Raw genomic sequence first — 15,983 nt, 5'->3', positions numbered from 1 at the left:
ACGTTAGGTTTCCGCGATCGATGATCTTATGGTTTCGAAATGGTGGACAAGACGGGCAACGACATGTTGCCGCGGCGCGGAGCATCAATCGAAAATTTACACCGAATCCAGACGCCCGCGGATTTCAGCGCGCATTTTCCGCGAATTTTCGACGATTTAACTTCAAGGCAAACACTCGCGTTTTATTGACCGCTGATAGTCACGTGCGAATTGCGGATCAACCGCAAACGAAGATGACGGGGTCGCGAGATGTTTTTCCTGCTGCGCATGGCATTCTGGCTCGGGCTCGTGCTCGTGCTGCTGCCAAGGGATAAAGCACCTGAATCGGAAAAGCTGCCGCAGATCGGCGCCGCCGAAGCCGTGCAGGCGGCGACCGCTGCGGTCAGCGACATGGGCCAGTTTTGCAAGCGCCAGCCCGCAGCCTGCGAGGTCGGCGGCCAGGCCGCAACTGCGATCGGCCAGCGCGCCACCGATGGCGCAAGAAAAATCTATCAGATCATCATCGACAAGAAGCCGCCCGACCACACCGGCTCGATCGGCTCGTCTGGGGATGCCGAGGTCTCCATCGCGTCCCGCGACACCCTGACGGTCGACGACCAGGCCATCGAATGGCGGCCGCCGATCGCACCGTGACTGCAAAATAAGCCGGAACCCGCAGCATTTTCATCGCATTCAGCCGCCCGCGTCCCTATATAACGGGTGGAGAGACGGGACGCGGGTGACGATGACGATCGACGAAATCAGGGACAATTTTGCGCTGCTCGACGAGTGGGACGACCGCTACCGCTACGTCATCGAGCTCGGCCGCACGCTTGCGCCGATGCCGGAGGAAGAGCATTCCGCGGCCAACAAGGTGCAGGGTTGCGCAAGCCAGGTCTGGCTCTCCAGGAAGATCGACCGCAATGGCGAGCCGCGGCTGCACTACCTCGGCGACAGTGACGCGCATATCGTGCGTGGGCTGATCGCGATCCTGCTCACGCTTTATTCGGACCGCACGCCCAAGGAAATCCTGGCGACGGATGCGGCTGCGATCTTCGACGAATTCGGGTTCCGCGAGCACCTGACGCCACAGCGCTCCAACGGATTTCGCTCGATGATCGAGCGTATCCGCTCGGACGCGCGCGAGACGCTCGCGACCGCCGCTTCCTAGGCATCTGAGATATACGCTCCCTCTCCGGCTTGCGCCGCTTGCGGGAAAGGTGAAGCGAACTCGCTGCTCAAATGCGGCACCCCCTGGCTGTGCTACTTGCGTTTCCGCTGCTGCTGGCCAAGGCCCATCTTCTTGGCAAGCTGCGAGCGCTCTACCGCATAGTTCGGCGCGACCATCGGATAGTCGGCCGGCAGCCCCCATTTCTCCCGATATTGTTCTGGCGTCATGTTGTACTGCGTGCGCAGGTGACGCTTCAGCGACTTGAATCGTTTGCCGTCTTCCAGGCAGACCAGATATTCGGGAGTAACCGACTTCTTCACCGATACCGCGGGCTTGGCCGGTTCGAGCGGAGCCTCGGTCCGTCCGCTGGCAACCCGCGTCAGGGCAGCATGAACCTGGCTGATCAGGTTGGGGATCTCGGAAGCCTGGGTCGGATTGTTGCTGAGATAGGCCGATACGATGTTGGCGGTCAGTTCGACGGGGTTTTTGCCGGTTGCATCGGTCATCGCGCAATTTTCTCTTGAGGCTTGAAGGGCGGATCCCGCAGACAGTATCGGCCAACACCAATACATCGGCGGAGCCACGCATTACTTGCAAATATGGGTGGACTACCAGGATTCTAGCAAGAACTACGCGCCTTTATTTTTCAACACAGCGCGATTGCAAGTATTTCTCAACCCTACGACGAACGCTGGTCGAGATGCGCCCGCAACTCGTCGATGGAGGCGAAGCGCATCATGCCTTCCGGCATCTGCGCCTCGATCGAGCCGTCGGAATAGAGCGAATAGGCCATGCCATCGACGACGCCCGATTTCAGCACCGTTACCGGCGGCTGCTCCTGCGGCTGCGGCGGACGACGGTCGGCCGCGGGCGCGCCGGGGCTCTCGCCTGACGTCAGCGGCGTCCGGGGCGCGCGGCGCGGCGGAAGGTCGGAAGGTCGTTGCCGCTCCGATCTTGGCCATGTGTCATCGAAGTTCACCTGCGGCGCCTCGCCCGATTCGGCGTCTGGTGCCGGCGGATTCGAACGCAGGTCTGGCGAAGCCATGTCGGGGGTCAAAGATTCGCCTCCGCGCGCCCGTTCGCGCTCCTTGCGCGTGGACGAGAACATCAGGTTGCGCCGCTTGGGTGCTGCCGGGGTAGCCTCCGACGATTCTGCGACGGGCGGCATTTCATTGCGGACGCGATCGCGGGCCGCGGCCTCATGATACCAAGGCGGCGGCGTCGCGCCGGGCGCCGTTGCCGCTGCCCCAGAATCTTCGGCCGCCGATTGGTCACGCCTGAATGGGAACCTGCTCTCGGAAGCAGCCGCAGCACGCGGCGCGACGGGCGACAGCGGAAATTCCGGGCGCGGCTCTGCAGGCATCCCGCTTTCCAGGCGCCGGGCGAGGTTCCGCAGCTCCCGCACATTGAGCCAGAGGCCGAACATAATCAGGCCGGTGCAGAACCCGAACACACCGGAGAGAATCAGCGTGCTGCCGACGCTGAATTCCTTGTATTGAATGCCATAGCCGATCGCTAGCAGGCCTGCCAAAAGCACGCCAAAACCCGCGACCAACATCCCGATCATCATCGAACTCACCCCCGAAAACCGCGCTAAATCTATGCGCCGGCCCCCTATGCCACGATACCGTCATATTATGTGCATCGCCAACCAACAATTCCGGAGACGGTTCCTATCCGGATCTTGAACCAGGAGATTAGCGCCGACTCCGCTCCTCTGGGACAGTCGGCCGGCAACGCGTCCCCGTAAATTTACCGGCTACGAATTGATGCCAAATTGCTGCGATGCATCCGGAAATTACGCCACAATTCCCAATTACTCGGTAATGGAACTGCGCTATATGGATGCCGGGGAATGAGGCCCTTAAAGCGTCAGCAGGGCCGAGGGACGCCGGGTCACCAATAGCCATGTCATCCATCACGACTTCTGCCATCGAAACGCCCGCGCGGCGCTCGGTGGAAAAGACTTGCGACGATCTCGCGATCGTCGTGCTGACTGCGGTCGCCTTGATCGCAGGCCTCACGTTCCGCGATTACGGGCTGGGCTGGGACGACTACACCCACGCCGAATATGCCGATCTCCTGCTGCGCATGTATGGTTCCGGTTTCAAGGACACCGGCGCGCTGTCATTCGCCAACCTCTACATGTATGGCGGCGGTTTCGATATGGCCGCGGCGCTCCTGCACAAGGTTATTCCGCTCGAATTGTTCGAAACGCGCCGGCTGCTCGGCGCGGTCGTTGGCGTGATCGGGCTCGCGGTCACCTGGCGGCTCGGTCGCCGCGTGGGCGGCCCCTTGGCCGGACTTGCCGCGCTGCTGTTGCTCGCGCTGTGCCCGACGTTCTACGGCCACATGTTCATGAACCCGAAGGACGCGCCATTCGCGGTGGCGATGGTGATCCTGCTGATGGGCCTTGTGCGCCTTGTCGAGGAATATCCGGCGGCCTCGCCGCGCACCATCCTGATCGTCGGATTTGGCGCCGGCCTTTCGCTCGGCTGCCGGGTCCTCGGCGGGCTGGCGCTGATCTACGCCGCAGTTGGTTTTCTGCCATTGCTGCTTGAAGAGGTCCGCGAGCAGGGCCTGCGCGAGGCGGCGTACCGCTTCGCCCACGCGGTCTACGTGCTGCTGCCCGGGCTGATCTTCGGCTATCTCGTGATGGGCCTGATCTGGCCGTGGTCGATCATGGAACCGGGCCATCCCCTCGAGGCCGTCACCTATTTCTCGCACTTCTTTGAAAAGCCCTGGAAGGAGATGTTCGACGGCGCGCTGGTCTCGGTGCCGGACATGCCGTGGTCCTATCTGCCGACGCTGTTCGCGCTGCAGCTTCCCGAGGTGCTGCTCGGCCTCTTGATCGCAGCGGTCGTCATGAGCCTGATGTCGCTGTCGCGTGCCGACGTTGCCGCGCGGCGCAAGACCATCCTGCTGATGTTGACCCTGGCGGCAACGTTGCCGCTGGTCGTCGCGATGGTGAAGCGGCCGGCGCTCTATAACGGCATCCGCCATTTCATCTTCGTGATCCCGCCGATGGCGGTGCTGGCCGGCTTCGCCTTTGCGCGCACCATGGACTGGCTCGGCGAAAAGCGCAGGAGCTGGCAGCCGGTGGCGCTCGCCGTCTTCACCTTCGGCCTACTGCTACCGCTCAGCGAAATGATCCGGCTCCATCCGTATCAATATACCCACTTCAACCACATCGCCGGCACGGTCCGCGGTGCCGACGAGCTGTTCATGCTGGATTACTGGGGGCTTGCCCTGAAGCAAGCCTCCGACGGCCTGCGCGAGCAATTGATCGAGCGACAGGAAATTCCGCCGCAGAACGGCAAATGGAAGGTCGCCGTCTGCGGCCCGCAGCGCCCGGCGCAGGTTGCGCTCGGGCCTGACTTCACGATCGGCTGGGACAGCCAGTCCGCCGATTTCGCGATGACGCTCGGCGAGTTCTATTGCAAGGGCCTGACCGCGCCCGTGATGGTCGAGATCAAGCGCGACGACGTCGTGTTCGCCCGTGTCTACGATATCCGCGGCCGCAGCATCTCGAGCCTGCTCGCGATCCCCGCCCCCTAAGTTACCGCGCGCCGCATATCAGTCACGCCGAGCCTGGCTTGCTGCTCGGCGGCGGCAAGGCTACGCTCCGCGCTGACAAATCGACACATGGGAGAAGCCGGTCATGTCGCCAGCGGAAGCTCGCCTAAAGGAAGTGCCGTCGGATATGACAGATGCCGAGTGGCAGCAGCGCGTCAACCTCGCCGCCTGTTACCGCCTCGTGGCGCTCTATGGCTGGGATGATCTGGTCGATACCCACATCTCCGCGCGTGTGCCCGGGCCAGAGCATCATTTCCTGATCAATCCGTATGGCCTGATGTTCGAGGAAATCACGGCCTCCAGCCTGGTCAAGGTCGATCTCGATGGCAACCTGCTGTCCAAGACCGACTACAACATCAATCCTGCCGGCTTCACGATCCATTCCGCCATCCACGAGGTGCGCGAGGACGCCGGCTGCGTGCTCCATCTGCACACGCCTGACGGGACCGCGGTCTCGAGCTGTCCCGAAGGGCTGCTGCCACTGAACCAGACCGCCCAACTCGTCACCCACGATCTCGCCTATCACGACTACGAAGGCATCGCGCTCGATCATGACGAGCGCCCGCGGCTGCAGCGCGATCTCGGCAACAAGAACCACATGCTGTTGTGCAATCACGGCACGCTCACGGTCGGCCGCTCCGTCGCGTCCGCCTTCGAGCGCATGTACCACCTGGAGCGGGCCTGCACGATGCAGGTGCGCACCCGCATGCTGGGGCCGACCGTCCACCCGGTCGAGCAGTCCGTGATCGACAAGAACGCCGCGCTGCTCTCCAATCCCGACCGCGCCGAATTGCGCTCGACGACGCTGGTCTGGCCGCCCCTCCTCCGCAAGCTCGACCGCATCGACCCGAGCTTCCGCAATTGAATTTTCGGGATTTTGGTGTAAGGTTGGGTCCAACAACCTCTGCACTACCGAATAAGAACGCCGCCCAATTCCGGGCGGCGTTTTAGCTTTGTGGGCTTGCCGTAGGATGGGTAGAGCGCAGCGAAACCCATCATATCGTCATATCGTCGCTCTAAGATCGCTCGCCGAAATTCCCGCCAAGCTCCGCAATGTCCCCTGCCGAATCCTCTGGGTAGATGCCGAGCCTCACCATCCGGTGGAATGACGAATACGGCCAATCCCTGACCCGGGTCACAAGTCCATGCTTGACCGGATTGATATGAATGTAGTCGATGTGGCGCGCGAAATCGTCCTCGTCGCGAATGGTATGCTCCCAATATCGCCGCTGCCATATGCCGCGTTCGCCCTTTGCGGCACGACTGGCTGAGATCGGTTCGTCAGATGAAAGATTGCGCGAAAACGTTGACTTGATCTGCCGCCAGCGCGTTGCGAAGGCTGTGTCCCCCTCGGGCAACGTCCAAACTGCATGGAGATGATCCGGCAGCACCACCATAGCATCAATCGTAAATGGATGACGCGCGCGGGTCTCCCGAAAGGCAAGGCGCAGCGTCTCGATGTGCTCCGTTAGTAACTGCAGCCGCCGGTCCGTTAGGTTCACAGTGAAGCTACCGCCGGGAACAAAGTTGCGGCGGTAGTCAGTCATTGTCAGGCGCTCGTATGGTTAGATGATGGGTTTCGCTTTCGCTCTACCCATCCTACGAATTCCGGTCTATTTCGGCTGCTCCGCCAGCGCCGCGAGAATCCGCGCCCAGGAGCGGATGCCTTTGTGGAAGCTCTTGAGGTCGTATTTCTCGTTCGGCGAATGGATATTGTCGTCGTCGAGCCCAAAGCCGACCAGGAGCGAATCGAGGCCGAGCGTGCGCTTGAAATCGGCGACGATCGGGATCGACGCACCTGATCCCATGAGAACCGCTTCCTTGCCCCACTCGTCCGTCAGCGCGCGCCTGGCGGCGGCGAGCGGCTTCATGTTCCAGTCAAGCGCGATCGCGGGCGCACTGGAATGGTCGCCGAACTCGACTGAACAATCCGCCGGGATTCGCGCCGCCACGTAATCGCGGAACGCCTTGCGGATCTTGGCTGGATCCTGGCCCTCGACCAGGCGGAACGAGACCTTCGCGGAGGCGAGCGACGGGATCACCGTCTTCGAGCCCTCGCCGATATAGCCACCGACGATGCCATTGATGTCGCAGGTCGGGCGCGAGGAGATCTGCTCGATCAACAGACGATCCTTCTCACCGGCCGGCACCGAGAGCCCGATCGGCTTCAGGAAAGTGTCGGGCGTCAGGTTCAGCTTCTTCCACTGCTCGAAGACATCGGGCGGCAGGTCCTTCACCCCGTCGTAGAAGTCGGGAATGGTGATGCGGCCGTTGTCGTCGAACAGTCCACCGAGAATGCGGGTCAGCACGCGGATCGGATTCTGCGCGCCGCCGCCGAACACGCCCGAATGCAGGTCGCGGTTGGCGGCCTTGATCTTGACCTCGTCATAGACCAGTCCACGCAGCGAGGTCGTGATCGCCGGCGTGTTCGGATCCCACATGCCGGTGTCGCAGACCAGCGCGAAGTCGGCCTTCAGCTCCGCCTTGTTCGCTTCCAGGAATGGCAGGAAATTCTTCGAGCCGACTTCCTCTTCGCCCTCGATCAGGATGGTGACGTCGACCGGCAGCGAACCCGCGACCTGTTTCCAGGCGCGGCAGGCTTCGACGAAGGTCATCAACTGGCCCTTGTCGTCCTCCGCGCCGCGCGCAACGATGATCTTGCGGCCATCGGCATGGTCGGTGACAACGGGCTCGAACGGCGGACGGTGCCAGAGATCGAGCGGGTCGACCGGCTGGACGTCGTAATGTCCGTAGAACAGCACGTGCGGCCGTCCGTCCGTGCTGCCATTGGCCTTGGCGACGATGGCTGGATGGCCCGCGGTCGGCCTGACTTCGGCAGCGAAGCCGAGCGTCGCGATGTCCTTGGCAAGGTGCTCTGCCGCCGCCTTGCAGTCAGCCGCGAAAGCTGGATCGGCCGAGATCGATTTGATCCGCAGCAGCGCGAACAGCCGCTCCAGGCTGTTGTCGAAATCGGCGTCGATGCGGTCGAGGACCGCCTGGAGCTTTGGATTGGACATCGCTGAATTCCCTAGCTGTGGGCGGTGTTGTCACCGAGTTTTAGCTCGCCTGCCGCTGGAGGCAAAGCGCCGGCCGCATCGGCTGGAGGCCGATCCCGTATATGCCAGACTAATCCACCTGCAAGCACGATGGTCGCCACGAGATTGTTACCGTAGGCCTGCACATCGATCGGAAACAGCGGCAGCGACAACAGCATCAGGCATCCGGCGGCGGCGAGCACGATCCAGGTCCCGGTCCTGACCGCCGGCCGCGGATCATAGGCGGCGCGATGCATCAGGACCGTCATCGGAAAGAACAGCCACAGGAAGTAATATTGTCGCGCCAGCGGCGAGGCGACCGTCATCAGGCAGAACAGGATGCCGATTTCCTCGGCATCGGATTTCTCGGTCCGGCGTGACGCCGGCGGCATCACCGCGAGATAGCCGAGACCGAGTGCGAGCGAGACCGCAAGCACGATGAGATTCGACGTCTTGAAATCGAGATTGACGATATTCATCGTGCGCGCCGGCTTGGCCACGAACGGATCGTCCTGATTGTAGTTCACCGGACGCGTCAGCCGATGCGTCATCGCGATGATCGACTGATTGACCCACGACCAGTTCTGCTCGTCGCGTTGGCCGAAGCCTTTTTCCGAGCTCGAGCCGACCATGCCCTGATACCAGGTCTTCAATTCCGTGACGTTGTGCTGGAAGCCGCGGAACGGCGCCGGCAGCACGAACAGGAACACGGCAAGAAATACGAGCGTGCTAGCAACCGCCGTCCAGTGCCTGCGCCAGATCAGATAGGGCAATACCGCTACCGGAAACACCTTGATCGCGGTCGCCAGCGCAAACATGCTTCCCGCGAACCACGACCGTTTCAGCCGCAACAGCCAAAATCCGTAGAGCATCATCGCCAGCAGCATCAGGTTCGGCTGGCCGAGATCGAACATATCAAAGACAAACGACAGCGTGACGATGCCGGGCAGCGCTTCCAACAGCCAGCCCGGCTTGCGGCCCGATCCCGCCATCGCGTGCGACAGCTGCGCCGTCGTCCACCACGCGATGATATTAAGCAGGCAGAGCGCAAGATAGAGCGCAATCTTGCCGAAATAGCTGGGCACGGCGAGCAGCACCGCCGGCAGCGGCGGGTAGATGAAATCAAAATAGGTGTGGGGATCGGCAGGATAGAGATCCTTGCCCTGCACCACCTGCTGCCCGGCCCAATACCACAGCGGATAATCCTTGGTTTTGCCGTGCCCGAAAATCTCGGGGACGAGCACATTCGCCGTCAATGCGATGCAAGCGAGGAAAAACAGGATGTCGAGCGGTGCCCGAAGCGATGGATATCTCAGCACAAGCTCGTTCCAGGAATCGTGGGCAGGTCGCGGCAGGAAAACATGTTAGCGCCGCAACAGCCCGCCGAGCGCGCCGCGCACCAGTGCGCGTCCGATCGAGCCGCCGAGCTGACCGCCGACCGATTTGCCGACGTTGGCCACGAGGCCGCCGATCACCTTGTTAGTGACCGAGCGGGTGACGTTGCGCGCGACGACCTGGCCAGTCGAGAGCCTGCCGCGCCTGACATTGGTGCCGAAAATCGCGGCGGCAATATCGCCGATCTGGCCGAGAATGCCGCCGCCTCCGCCGGCCTCCGGACCGTCCGCCGTCACCGCCGTGCCCTCGATCCGCTTCTGCAGCATCTCGTAGGCGGATTCGGAATCGACTGCGGTGTCGTATTTGCCCTTGAACGGGCTGGCGTCGATGATCTTCTTGCGCTCCTCCGGCGTGACCGGCCCGATCCGCGCCGACGGTGGCCGGATCATCACGCGCTCGACCATCGACGGCGTACCGCCGCCTTCAAGGAAAGATACCAGCGCCTCGCCCTTGCCTAGTTCCATGATCACGCGGGCGGTATCGAGCTTCGGATTGGGACGGAACGTCCCTGCGGCGGCCGCAACTGCCTTCTGATCGCGTGGAGTGAAAGCGCGCAACGCATGCTGCACGCGGTTGCCCAATTGCGCGAGCACCTTGTCCGGCACGTCGATTGGATTCTGGGTGACGAAGTAGACGCCGACGCCCTTCGAGCGGATCAGCCGCACCACCTGCTCGATCTTGTCCAACAGCGCCTTCGGCGCATCGTTGAACAAGAGATGCGCCTCGTCAAAGAAGAACACCAGCTTCGGCTTCGGCAGGTCGCCTGCCTCCGGCAGTTCTTCGAACAATTCTGAAAGCATCCACAACAGGAAGGTTGCATAGAGCCGCGGACTCTGCATCAACTTGTCGGCCGTCAGGATGTTGACCATGCCGCGGCCGTCGCTGTCGGTCTTCATGAAATCCTTCAGCGTCAACGCCGGCTCACCGAAGAATTTCGTGCCGCCCTGGTTTTCCAGCACCAGGAGCTGGCGCTGAATGGTTCCAACGGTCGCCTTGCTGACATTGCCGAAGCTCTGCGCGGCTTTCCGGATTGGCTCCAGCGGATCCTCCTCGTCATCGGCGGCTTTCTTGGCGCTAGACGGCACAATCGCATCGAGAAGCGCGCGCAGATCCTTCATGTCGATCAGCGTAAGTCCGTTCTCGTCGGCCACGCGAAACGCGACGTTGAGAACACCTTCCTGGACATCGTTCAGATCGAGCATGCGCGAGAGCAACAGCGGGCCCATCTCGGTGACGGTAGCGCGCACCGGATGCCCCTGCTCGCCGAACACATCCCAGAACACCGTCGAGAACTGATCCGGCTGGAATGCGAGCCCCATCTCGCTGGCGCGCTTGACAATGAAGTCCTTGGCCTCACCGACTTCGGCGATTCCGGACAGATCTCCCTTGATATCGGCGGCAAACACCGGAACGCCTGCGCGCGCAAATCCTTCCGCCATCACCTGCAGCGTGACGGTCTTTCCGGTTCCCGTCGCACCGGTAACAAGGCCGTGGCGATTGGCAAGCGCAAGCGTCAGCCATGCCGCCTGTTCGCCCTTACCGACAAAAATCTTCTCATCCGTATCGGCAATCTTGTTATCGGAAGTCGCCATCGCATCGCCTCTTCGCGCGTATCGGGAAGGCATCTTCACCGAACGTGCCCATCATATTGCATCTTGCCCGTCGATTGAAACTGTCAAGCGCCGACGGCGCTTTTTTTGCCGCCCGGATGCGATGCTTCTTATCTTGTCTTACTCTCACGAGCCGTTCAAAAAACGATGACGCAACGCGAAAGAACAGCGCGGCTGGCATATGCACTCTTGCATTACTGCAACACTTCGCCTGTGATGAAGGCGAAAAGCGGGGTCATCTGCGCTCCTCGCTTGTAATTCGCAGCACAGGCGCTCAAGATCAATTCCCAAGCAAGGTCCGGCGGCAAGCCGGCTGGGGACGGGGCAAGATGGACGAACTGGTTGGACGGCTGGCCGCCGAGGCCGGCATCGATAGCGTTGTCGCCGAAAAAGCCGTCGGCATCGTTCTGGGTTTCCTCCGTCGGGAGGGGCCATCCAGCCAGGTTGAAGCGCTGATCTATCAGATTCCGGGCGCGGAAGCGGCGATTGCGGCTTCGGATAACAGTGCAGGTCTCGTGCGATTGATGGGCGGCGGATTGATGGCTGCCGGCACCAGGCTGATGGCGCTCGGCCTCAGCATGAATGAGGTTCAGAAGCTTGCGCGTGAACTTTTCCGGTTCGGGCGCGACAAACTCGGAGCGGATCAGATGGGCGAGATCGTCGCGGGGACGCCAGGACTCAGCCAATTTGCTTGAACGCACCCTCAGGTTGAGTCATTCAATACCAGACATCATGACATACCCACTTTCCGAGATCGAAGGGCTGAGCGCCTATTGCGCCTCGAAATTGAAGGCGCAGGGCATTCGCACCACGGACGCGCTGCTTGAAGCCGCCCGCACCGTCAAGGGACGCAAGGCGCTCGCGGCCAAGACCGGCATCAGCGAACAACAATTGCTCGAATGGGCCAATGTCTCCGACTACATGCGCATTCCCGGGATGGGCAAGGCAAAGGTCGGGTTGGTTCGCGCCGCCGGCGTCACGACCGTTCGCGAACTCGCGCTGCGCAATCCGGCACGGCTTGCGCAGAACATGAAGGACGTGAACACCAGGCGTAAGCTGGTCCGCGTCCTGCCATCGGAAAAATCGGTTGAGCGGCTGATCGAGCGCGCACGTAAATTGCCGCCCAAGATCACGTACTAAACCCACTCCCATCTTGACTCGCCGTGGCGGGACGCGCAAAGCCACCGCATGATCGCTGCGATGCAAAGGGACATCCATTCCGGCGCCGCTGCCGTGCTGCCGGCGCTGCTATCCCGGCCCTACCCGGCCGTGATGGGCGTGCTCAACATCACCCCGGATTCCTTTTCCGACGGCGGCCGGTTTGCCGCGCCCGAACAGGCGCTGGCGCAAGCACGCAAGATGGTCGCTGAAGGCGCCGACGTCATCGACATCGGTGCCGAGTCCACCCGCCCCTACGGTTCCGAGCCGATCTCGGCGGAAGAAGAATTGCGCCGACTGCAGCCGGTGCTGCCTGGTGTCGTCTCGCTAGGCGTACCCGTGTCGATCGACAGCATGAAATCGGAAGTCATGGCCTGGGCGCTAGATCACGGCGCGCTCATCGCCAATGACGTCTGGGGCCTGCAGCGCGATCCCGGCATGGCGCCCTTGGTGGCGGCACGGCATGTACCCGTCATCATCATGCATAACCGCGAGCGGGCCGATCCCTCGATCGATATCATGAAGGACCTTGCGGCCTTCTTCGCGCGTTCGCTCGACATCGCCGCCAAGGCCGGCATTTCACCCGACCAGATCGTGCTTGATCCTGGCATCGGCTTTGGCAAGACGCCGCAGCAAAGCATGATGGTGCTGGCGCGGCTTGCCGAGCTTCGCGCGTTCGGCCTGCCGCTGCTCGTCGGCGCCTCGCGCAAGCGCTTCATCAGCACCGTGACGCCGTCGGAGCCGAACCAACGCATCGGCGGCTCGATCGCGGCGCATCTTATCGCCGCACACGGCGGCGCGCAGATCATCCGCGCCCACGATGTTGCGGAGACTGTGCAGGCGTTGCGGGTGGCGGCAGCGATCAGGGAACAGGAATGACCGACACGATCTTCATCACCGGCATCGTCATCCATGCCCGACACGGCGTGATGGAACACGAGACCGAGGTCGGCCAGCGCTTCGTCATCGATCTCGAGCTCGCCGTCGAACTCTCGGAATCCTCGCGCACCGACAAGCTCGCCGACACCGTGTCCTATTCCAATGTGGTGGCGACCGCGACCGAGGCATTCAAGGATACCAATTACAAGCTGCTGGAACGGGCTGCCGGCGCGGTGGCGGACGCGGTGCTGTCGACGTTTCCTCGCGTCAGCGCCGTCAAGGTCACCGTACACAAGCCGCATGCGCCGATCGCCGCGATCTTCGAGGACGTCGGCGTGGTGCTGACCCGCACGCGGCAAACGGCCACGCATGGCTAGCGCTTCTGTCTTCAGAAGGTGGAGAGCAAGTTCGGTCGCGATCGCTCCCATGAACGCCGCTTCGGCCCGCGCACGCTCGACCTCGATCTGATCGCCTATGACGATGCCCGGATCGACCGTCCGGAATTGACGCTTCCGCACCCCCGCCTGTTCGAGCGCGCCTTCGTGCTGGTGCCGCTCGCGGAAATCGCGCCCGACCGTGTCATTGCGGGACGCAGCATCAGGGATGCGCTGGCAGCGGTTTCGACCGAGGGTATCGTACGGCTCCCGGAGTCCGGCGAATAGCGCCGTAGCCCGGGTGGAGCGGAACGCGCAACCCGGGATATCTGCATCAACGTTTACCAGCGGCCCCGGGTTACGCTAGCGGTTCACCCGGGCTACGGTACCCCAAACTACCGTTTGGCTTGTCGGCTCCGGCATGGCAATTTCCGGCCAAACGGCGAGCAAGACTTGAGGAACGATAGGGCGGATGACGACCACGACTGACGATCTGCGATTGGCGGCCGATTTTGCGCCGGCGACTTACGAGGACTGGCGCAAGCTGGTGGACGGCGTCCTGAAGGGCGCGCCGTTCGAGAAGCTCGTCGGCAAGACCTATGATGGCATTAAAATCGAGCCGATCTATCGTCGCGCCACCACTGCCAGCTCGATCGCCGGCCGCGGCCTGGCTGCGCCCTGGCAGGTCATGCAGCGGATCGATGATCCCGATCCGCGCCGGGCCAATGCGCAGGCGCTGCATGATCTCGAGAATGGCGCCACCGGCCTCGCGCTGGTCTTCGCCGGCGGCAGTGGCGCCCATGGTTTTGGACTCGAGCCGACCGCCGAAACCGTCAACAAGGTGCTTGAAGACATCTACCTCGATGCCGGAATCGCCCTTGATCTCCAGATCGGTCCGCAATCGCGGATGGCCGCGATCCACGTCGCGGAATATGTGAAGCGCAGGGGCTTCGATCCCGCCAACTGCGACATCCGTTTCGGGCTCGATCCGCTGGCGGCCTGCGCGGTCTGGGGTTCTAGCCCCTATGACTGGAACGAGATCGTGCCGGCTGTGGCCGGCGCGATCAAAGGCCTTGTGGCGCTCGGCTTCAAGGGGCCTTTCGCCGCCGCCGATGGGCGCGTGATCCATGATGCGGGCGGATCGGAGGTGCAGGAACTCGCCTTCGTGCTGGCCTGCGCCGTCGCCTACCTGCGCCCCCTTGAACAAGCCGGTGTCGCGCTTGAGGATGCCCAAAGCATGGTCTATGCGCGGCTCAGCGCCGATGCCGATCAGTTCCTGACGCTGGCGAAATTCCGCGCGCTACGCCTGCTATGGGCGCGGATCGAACAGGCTTGCGGATTGATGCCACGGCCAGTGTTCATCGCTGCCGACACTGCCTGGCGGATGCTGACTCAACGCGATGCTTATGTGAACATGCTGCGCGCCACCATGGCCGCGTTCTCCGCGGGCCTTGGCGGCGCCAACGCCGTCACCGTGCTGCCGCACACGCTGGCGCTCGGCCTGCCCGACGACTTTGCGCGGCGCGTTGCGCGCAACACGCAACTCATTCTCTTGGAAGAGTCCAACCTCGCGAAAGTATCCGATCCGGCGGCGGGCTCCGGCGGCATCGAGGCGCTGACAAAAGAGCTTTGCGAAGCGGCCTGGTCGTTATTCCAGGAGATCGAAAAGGCCGGTGGCATTTTCGCCGCACTTCGGCAGAACCTGATCCAGCGCAAGGTCGCCGCTACGCGCGCGGCCCGCGAGGCCAACATCGCCAAGCGTCGCGATGTGCTGACCGGCGCCAGCGAGTTTCCAAACCTTCATGAAGCCGACACGACGGTGCTGGACGCAGAGCCGATTGTGCTGCCGCCTTATGGTGAGGCCAAATTCAAGTTCGATGCGCTGTCGCCGATGCGGCTCGCCGAGCCTTTCGAGGCGCTGCGCGACAAGTCCGACGCAAAGCTGAAGTCGAGCGGGGCGCGCCCCAGGGTGTTCCTCGCCAATCTGGGTACGCCCGCCGATTTCACCGCGCGCGCCACCTTTGCGAAGAGCTTCTTCGAGACCGGCGGTATCGAGGCGCTCGACAACGAGGGATTCTCCGATCCCAGCGCGGTCGCCGAGGCCTTCAAGGCGTCGGGGGCCGCGATCGCCTGCCTGTGTTCCTCGGACAAGGTCTACGCGGAACACGCCGCCGCGGCCGCCAAGGCCCTTCAAGCCGCCACCGCAAGACATATCTATCTGGCTGGACGGCCGGGGGAGCTGGAAACCGCACTGCGTGCTTCCGGCGTGACCGATTTCATCTTTGCCGGCTTCGACGCGCTGGCGACGCTGCAGGAAGCCTATCGGCGGATGGAGTGAGCATGACGTCGAGCGCCAAACCCGTTCTGACCGGCGGCTGCCAATGCGGCGCGATCCGCTTTGCGGTGACGGCGGCACCCACGCGGATCAGCATCTGCCATTGCCGGATGTGCCAGAAGGCCTCCGGCGCGCCATTCGCCTCCTTCGCCGACATCGACCATGCCGATTTCGCCTGGACCCGCGGCAAGCCGGCCTCGTTCCGCTCCTCCACGATCGCCGAGCGTGACTTCTGCCCCGCCTGCGGCACACCCTTGAGCTTCCGCGTCATCGACGGCCCCCGGATCGAGATCATGACCGGCACCTTCGACCGACCCGACATGGTGGTGCCGACCCGGCAATACGGCGCCGAATCCCGCCTCGGCTGGGTGGTCGGCATCGCCAACCTGCCGAGCCAGACCACGCAGCAGAACTATGGACCAGAGAAGATGGCGACTATCGTCAGCCACCAGCATCCGGACCATGATTGAG

General features: G+C 62.7%; 16 protein-coding genes and 1 pseudogene. 11 read left to right on the top strand and 6 right to left on the bottom strand.

The window, feature by feature from the left end; all coding sequences use genetic code 11:
• The first annotated feature begins 249 nt into the window (after positions 1-249).
• Both J6497_RS23880 and J6497_RS23875 read left to right on the top strand, forming a co-directional pair.
• Complete coding sequence (locus J6497_RS23880) at positions 250-633, top strand: DUF5330 domain-containing protein (protein WP_225706723.1); 384 nt, start codon at positions 250-252, stop codon at positions 631-633.
• A 91-nt stretch (positions 634-724) separates the two neighbouring features.
• Positions 725-1,150, top strand: a complete 426-nt coding sequence (locus tag J6497_RS23875; protein ID WP_225706722.1) for a SufE family protein — start codon at positions 725-727, stop codon at positions 1,148-1,150.
• A 92-nt stretch (positions 1,151-1,242) separates the two neighbouring features.
• Here the strand turns inward: J6497_RS23875 and J6497_RS23870 are convergent, their stop codons facing one another.
• Positions 1,243-1,656, bottom strand: coding sequence for a Ros/MucR family transcriptional regulator (locus J6497_RS23870; RefSeq protein ID WP_225706721.1), 414 nt, complete (start codon positions 1,654-1,656; stop codon positions 1,243-1,245).
• Between the two features lie 173 nt (positions 1,657-1,829).
• Entirely contained in the window at positions 1,830-2,717 is an 888-nt protein-coding gene (locus J6497_RS23865) for a YgaP family membrane protein (RefSeq protein ID WP_312010351.1), read from the bottom strand.
• Positions 2,718-3,058: 341 nt separating this feature from the next.
• Here J6497_RS23865 and J6497_RS23860 point away from each other — a divergent pair, with 341 nt between their 5' ends.
• Both J6497_RS23860 and J6497_RS23855 read left to right on the top strand, forming a co-directional pair.
• Positions 3,059-4,708 carry a glycosyltransferase family 39 protein gene (locus J6497_RS23860; protein WP_225706719.1) on the top strand — a complete coding sequence of 550 codons (1,650 nt, stop codon included), beginning with the start codon at positions 3,059-3,061 and terminating at the stop codon, positions 4,706-4,708.
• 103 nt (positions 4,709-4,811) lie between these two features.
• The gene (locus tag J6497_RS23855) at positions 4,812-5,591 is read left to right on the top strand and encodes a class II aldolase/adducin family protein (protein ID WP_225706718.1); all 780 of its coding nucleotides are present in this window, start codon (positions 4,812-4,814) and stop codon (positions 5,589-5,591) included.
• Between the two features lie 151 nt (positions 5,592-5,742).
• On the opposite strand, the gene J6497_RS23850 is transcribed toward J6497_RS23855, so the two are convergent.
• The 4 genes from J6497_RS23850 to J6497_RS23835 form a co-directional block, all read right to left on the bottom strand.
• The gene (locus J6497_RS23850) at positions 5,743-6,273 is read right to left on the bottom strand and encodes an REP-associated tyrosine transposase (RefSeq protein ID WP_225706717.1); all 531 of its coding nucleotides are present in this window, start codon (positions 6,271-6,273) and stop codon (positions 5,743-5,745) included.
• Between the two features lie 66 nt (positions 6,274-6,339).
• Positions 6,340-7,743 carry a M20/M25/M40 family metallo-hydrolase gene (locus J6497_RS23845; RefSeq protein WP_225706716.1) on the bottom strand — a complete coding sequence of 468 codons (1,404 nt, stop codon included), beginning with the start codon at positions 7,741-7,743 and terminating at the stop codon, positions 6,340-6,342.
• A gap of 11 nt (positions 7,744-7,754) precedes the next feature.
• The gene (locus J6497_RS23840; RefSeq protein ID WP_225706715.1) at positions 7,755-9,080 is read right to left on the bottom strand and encodes a glycosyltransferase family 87 protein; all 1,326 of its coding nucleotides are present in this window, start codon (positions 9,078-9,080) and stop codon (positions 7,755-7,757) included.
• 45 nt (positions 9,081-9,125) lie between these two features.
• Positions 9,126-10,748, bottom strand: coding sequence for a helicase HerA-like domain-containing protein (locus J6497_RS23835; RefSeq protein ID WP_225706714.1), 1,623 nt, complete (start codon positions 10,746-10,748; stop codon positions 9,126-9,128).
• Positions 10,749-11,095: 347 nt separating this feature from the next.
• Between J6497_RS23835 and J6497_RS23830 the strand changes: the two genes are divergently transcribed.
• The 7 genes and pseudogenes from J6497_RS23830 to J6497_RS23800 all read left to right on the top strand — a co-directional run bounded on the left by J6497_RS23830 (position 11,096) and on the right by J6497_RS23800 (position 15,982).
• The gene (locus J6497_RS23830; RefSeq protein ID WP_225706713.1) at positions 11,096-11,461 is read left to right on the top strand and encodes a DUF2267 domain-containing protein; all 366 of its coding nucleotides are present in this window, start codon (positions 11,096-11,098) and stop codon (positions 11,459-11,461) included.
• Positions 11,462-11,498: 37 nt separating this feature from the next.
• Positions 11,499-11,906: a DUF4332 domain-containing protein gene (locus J6497_RS23825; RefSeq protein ID WP_225706712.1), complete on the top strand. Its 408-nt coding sequence runs from the start codon at positions 11,499-11,501 to the stop codon at positions 11,904-11,906.
• Positions 11,907-11,954: 48 nt separating this feature from the next.
• Positions 11,955-12,803, top strand: coding sequence for a dihydropteroate synthase (gene folP, locus J6497_RS23820; RefSeq protein ID WP_446479931.1), 849 nt, complete (start codon positions 11,955-11,957; stop codon positions 12,801-12,803).
• Complete coding sequence (gene folB, locus J6497_RS23815; protein ID WP_225706710.1) at positions 12,800-13,180, top strand: dihydroneopterin aldolase; 381 nt, start codon at positions 12,800-12,802, stop codon at positions 13,178-13,180. The genes folP and folB overlap by 4 nt, the downstream gene beginning before the upstream one ends.
• A gap of 3 nt (positions 13,181-13,183) precedes the next feature.
• Positions 13,184-13,465: pseudogene (folK, locus tag J6497_RS23810) on the top strand (2-amino-4-hydroxy-6-hydroxymethyldihydropteridine diphosphokinase); the annotation flags it as partial.
• A gap of 184 nt (positions 13,466-13,649) precedes the next feature.
• Complete coding sequence (locus J6497_RS23805; protein ID WP_225706709.1) at positions 13,650-15,515, top strand: methylmalonyl-CoA mutase family protein; 1,866 nt, start codon at positions 13,650-13,652, stop codon at positions 15,513-15,515.
• A 2-nt stretch (positions 15,516-15,517) separates the two neighbouring features.
• A complete protein-coding gene (locus tag J6497_RS23800; RefSeq protein WP_225706708.1) occupies positions 15,518-15,982 on the top strand; it encodes a GFA family protein in 465 nt (154 codons plus the stop codon).
• The last annotated feature ends 1 nt before the right edge of the window (position 15,983 follow it).

The organism is Bradyrhizobium cenepequi (assembly GCF_020329485.1).
Classification (GTDB): Bacteria; Pseudomonadota; Alphaproteobacteria; order Rhizobiales; family Xanthobacteraceae; genus Bradyrhizobium; species Bradyrhizobium cenepequi.
The sequence above is the reverse complement of the archived record's forward strand: the minus strand, read 5'-3'. Positions and strand labels throughout refer to the sequence as shown.

What these genes read in the sequence shown, in the direction of transcription:
- J6497_RS23880 (WP_225706723.1), top strand. Translation starts at nt 250, where the DNA reads ATGTTTTTCCTGCTGCGCATGGCATTCTGGCTCGGGCTCGTGCTCGTG.
- J6497_RS23875 (WP_225706722.1), top strand. Translation starts at nt 725, where the DNA reads ATGACGATCGACGAAATCAGGGACAATTTTGCGCTGCTCGACGAGTGG.
- J6497_RS23870 (WP_225706721.1), bottom strand. Translation starts at nt 1,656, where the DNA reads ATGACCGATGCAACCGGCAAAAACCCCGTCGAACTGACCGCCAACATC.
- J6497_RS23865 (WP_312010351.1), bottom strand. Translation starts at nt 2,717, where the DNA reads ATGATCGGGATGTTGGTCGCGGGTTTTGGCGTGCTTTTGGCAGGCCTG.
- J6497_RS23860 (WP_225706719.1), top strand. Translation starts at nt 3,059, where the DNA reads ATGTCATCCATCACGACTTCTGCCATCGAAACGCCCGCGCGGCGCTCG.
- J6497_RS23855 (WP_225706718.1), top strand. Translation starts at nt 4,812, where the DNA reads ATGTCGCCAGCGGAAGCTCGCCTAAAGGAAGTGCCGTCGGATATGACA.
- J6497_RS23850 (WP_225706717.1), bottom strand. Translation starts at nt 6,273, where the DNA reads ATGACTGACTACCGCCGCAACTTTGTTCCCGGCGGTAGCTTCACTGTG.
- J6497_RS23845 (WP_225706716.1), bottom strand. Translation starts at nt 7,743, where the DNA reads ATGTCCAATCCAAAGCTCCAGGCGGTCCTCGACCGCATCGACGCCGAT.
- J6497_RS23835 (WP_225706714.1), bottom strand. Translation starts at nt 10,748, where the DNA reads ATGGCGACTTCCGATAACAAGATTGCCGATACGGATGAGAAGATTTTT.
- J6497_RS23830 (WP_225706713.1), top strand. Translation starts at nt 11,096, where the DNA reads ATGGACGAACTGGTTGGACGGCTGGCCGCCGAGGCCGGCATCGATAGC.
- J6497_RS23825 (WP_225706712.1), top strand. Translation starts at nt 11,499, where the DNA reads ATGACATACCCACTTTCCGAGATCGAAGGGCTGAGCGCCTATTGCGCC.
- folP (WP_446479931.1), top strand. Translation starts at nt 11,955, where the DNA reads ATGATCGCTGCGATGCAAAGGGACATCCATTCCGGCGCCGCTGCCGTG.
- folB (WP_225706710.1), top strand. Translation starts at nt 12,800, where the DNA reads ATGACCGACACGATCTTCATCACCGGCATCGTCATCCATGCCCGACAC.
- J6497_RS23805 (WP_225706709.1), top strand. Translation starts at nt 13,650, where the DNA reads ATGACGACCACGACTGACGATCTGCGATTGGCGGCCGATTTTGCGCCG.
- J6497_RS23800 (WP_225706708.1), top strand. Translation starts at nt 15,518, where the DNA reads ATGACGTCGAGCGCCAAACCCGTTCTGACCGGCGGCTGCCAATGCGGC.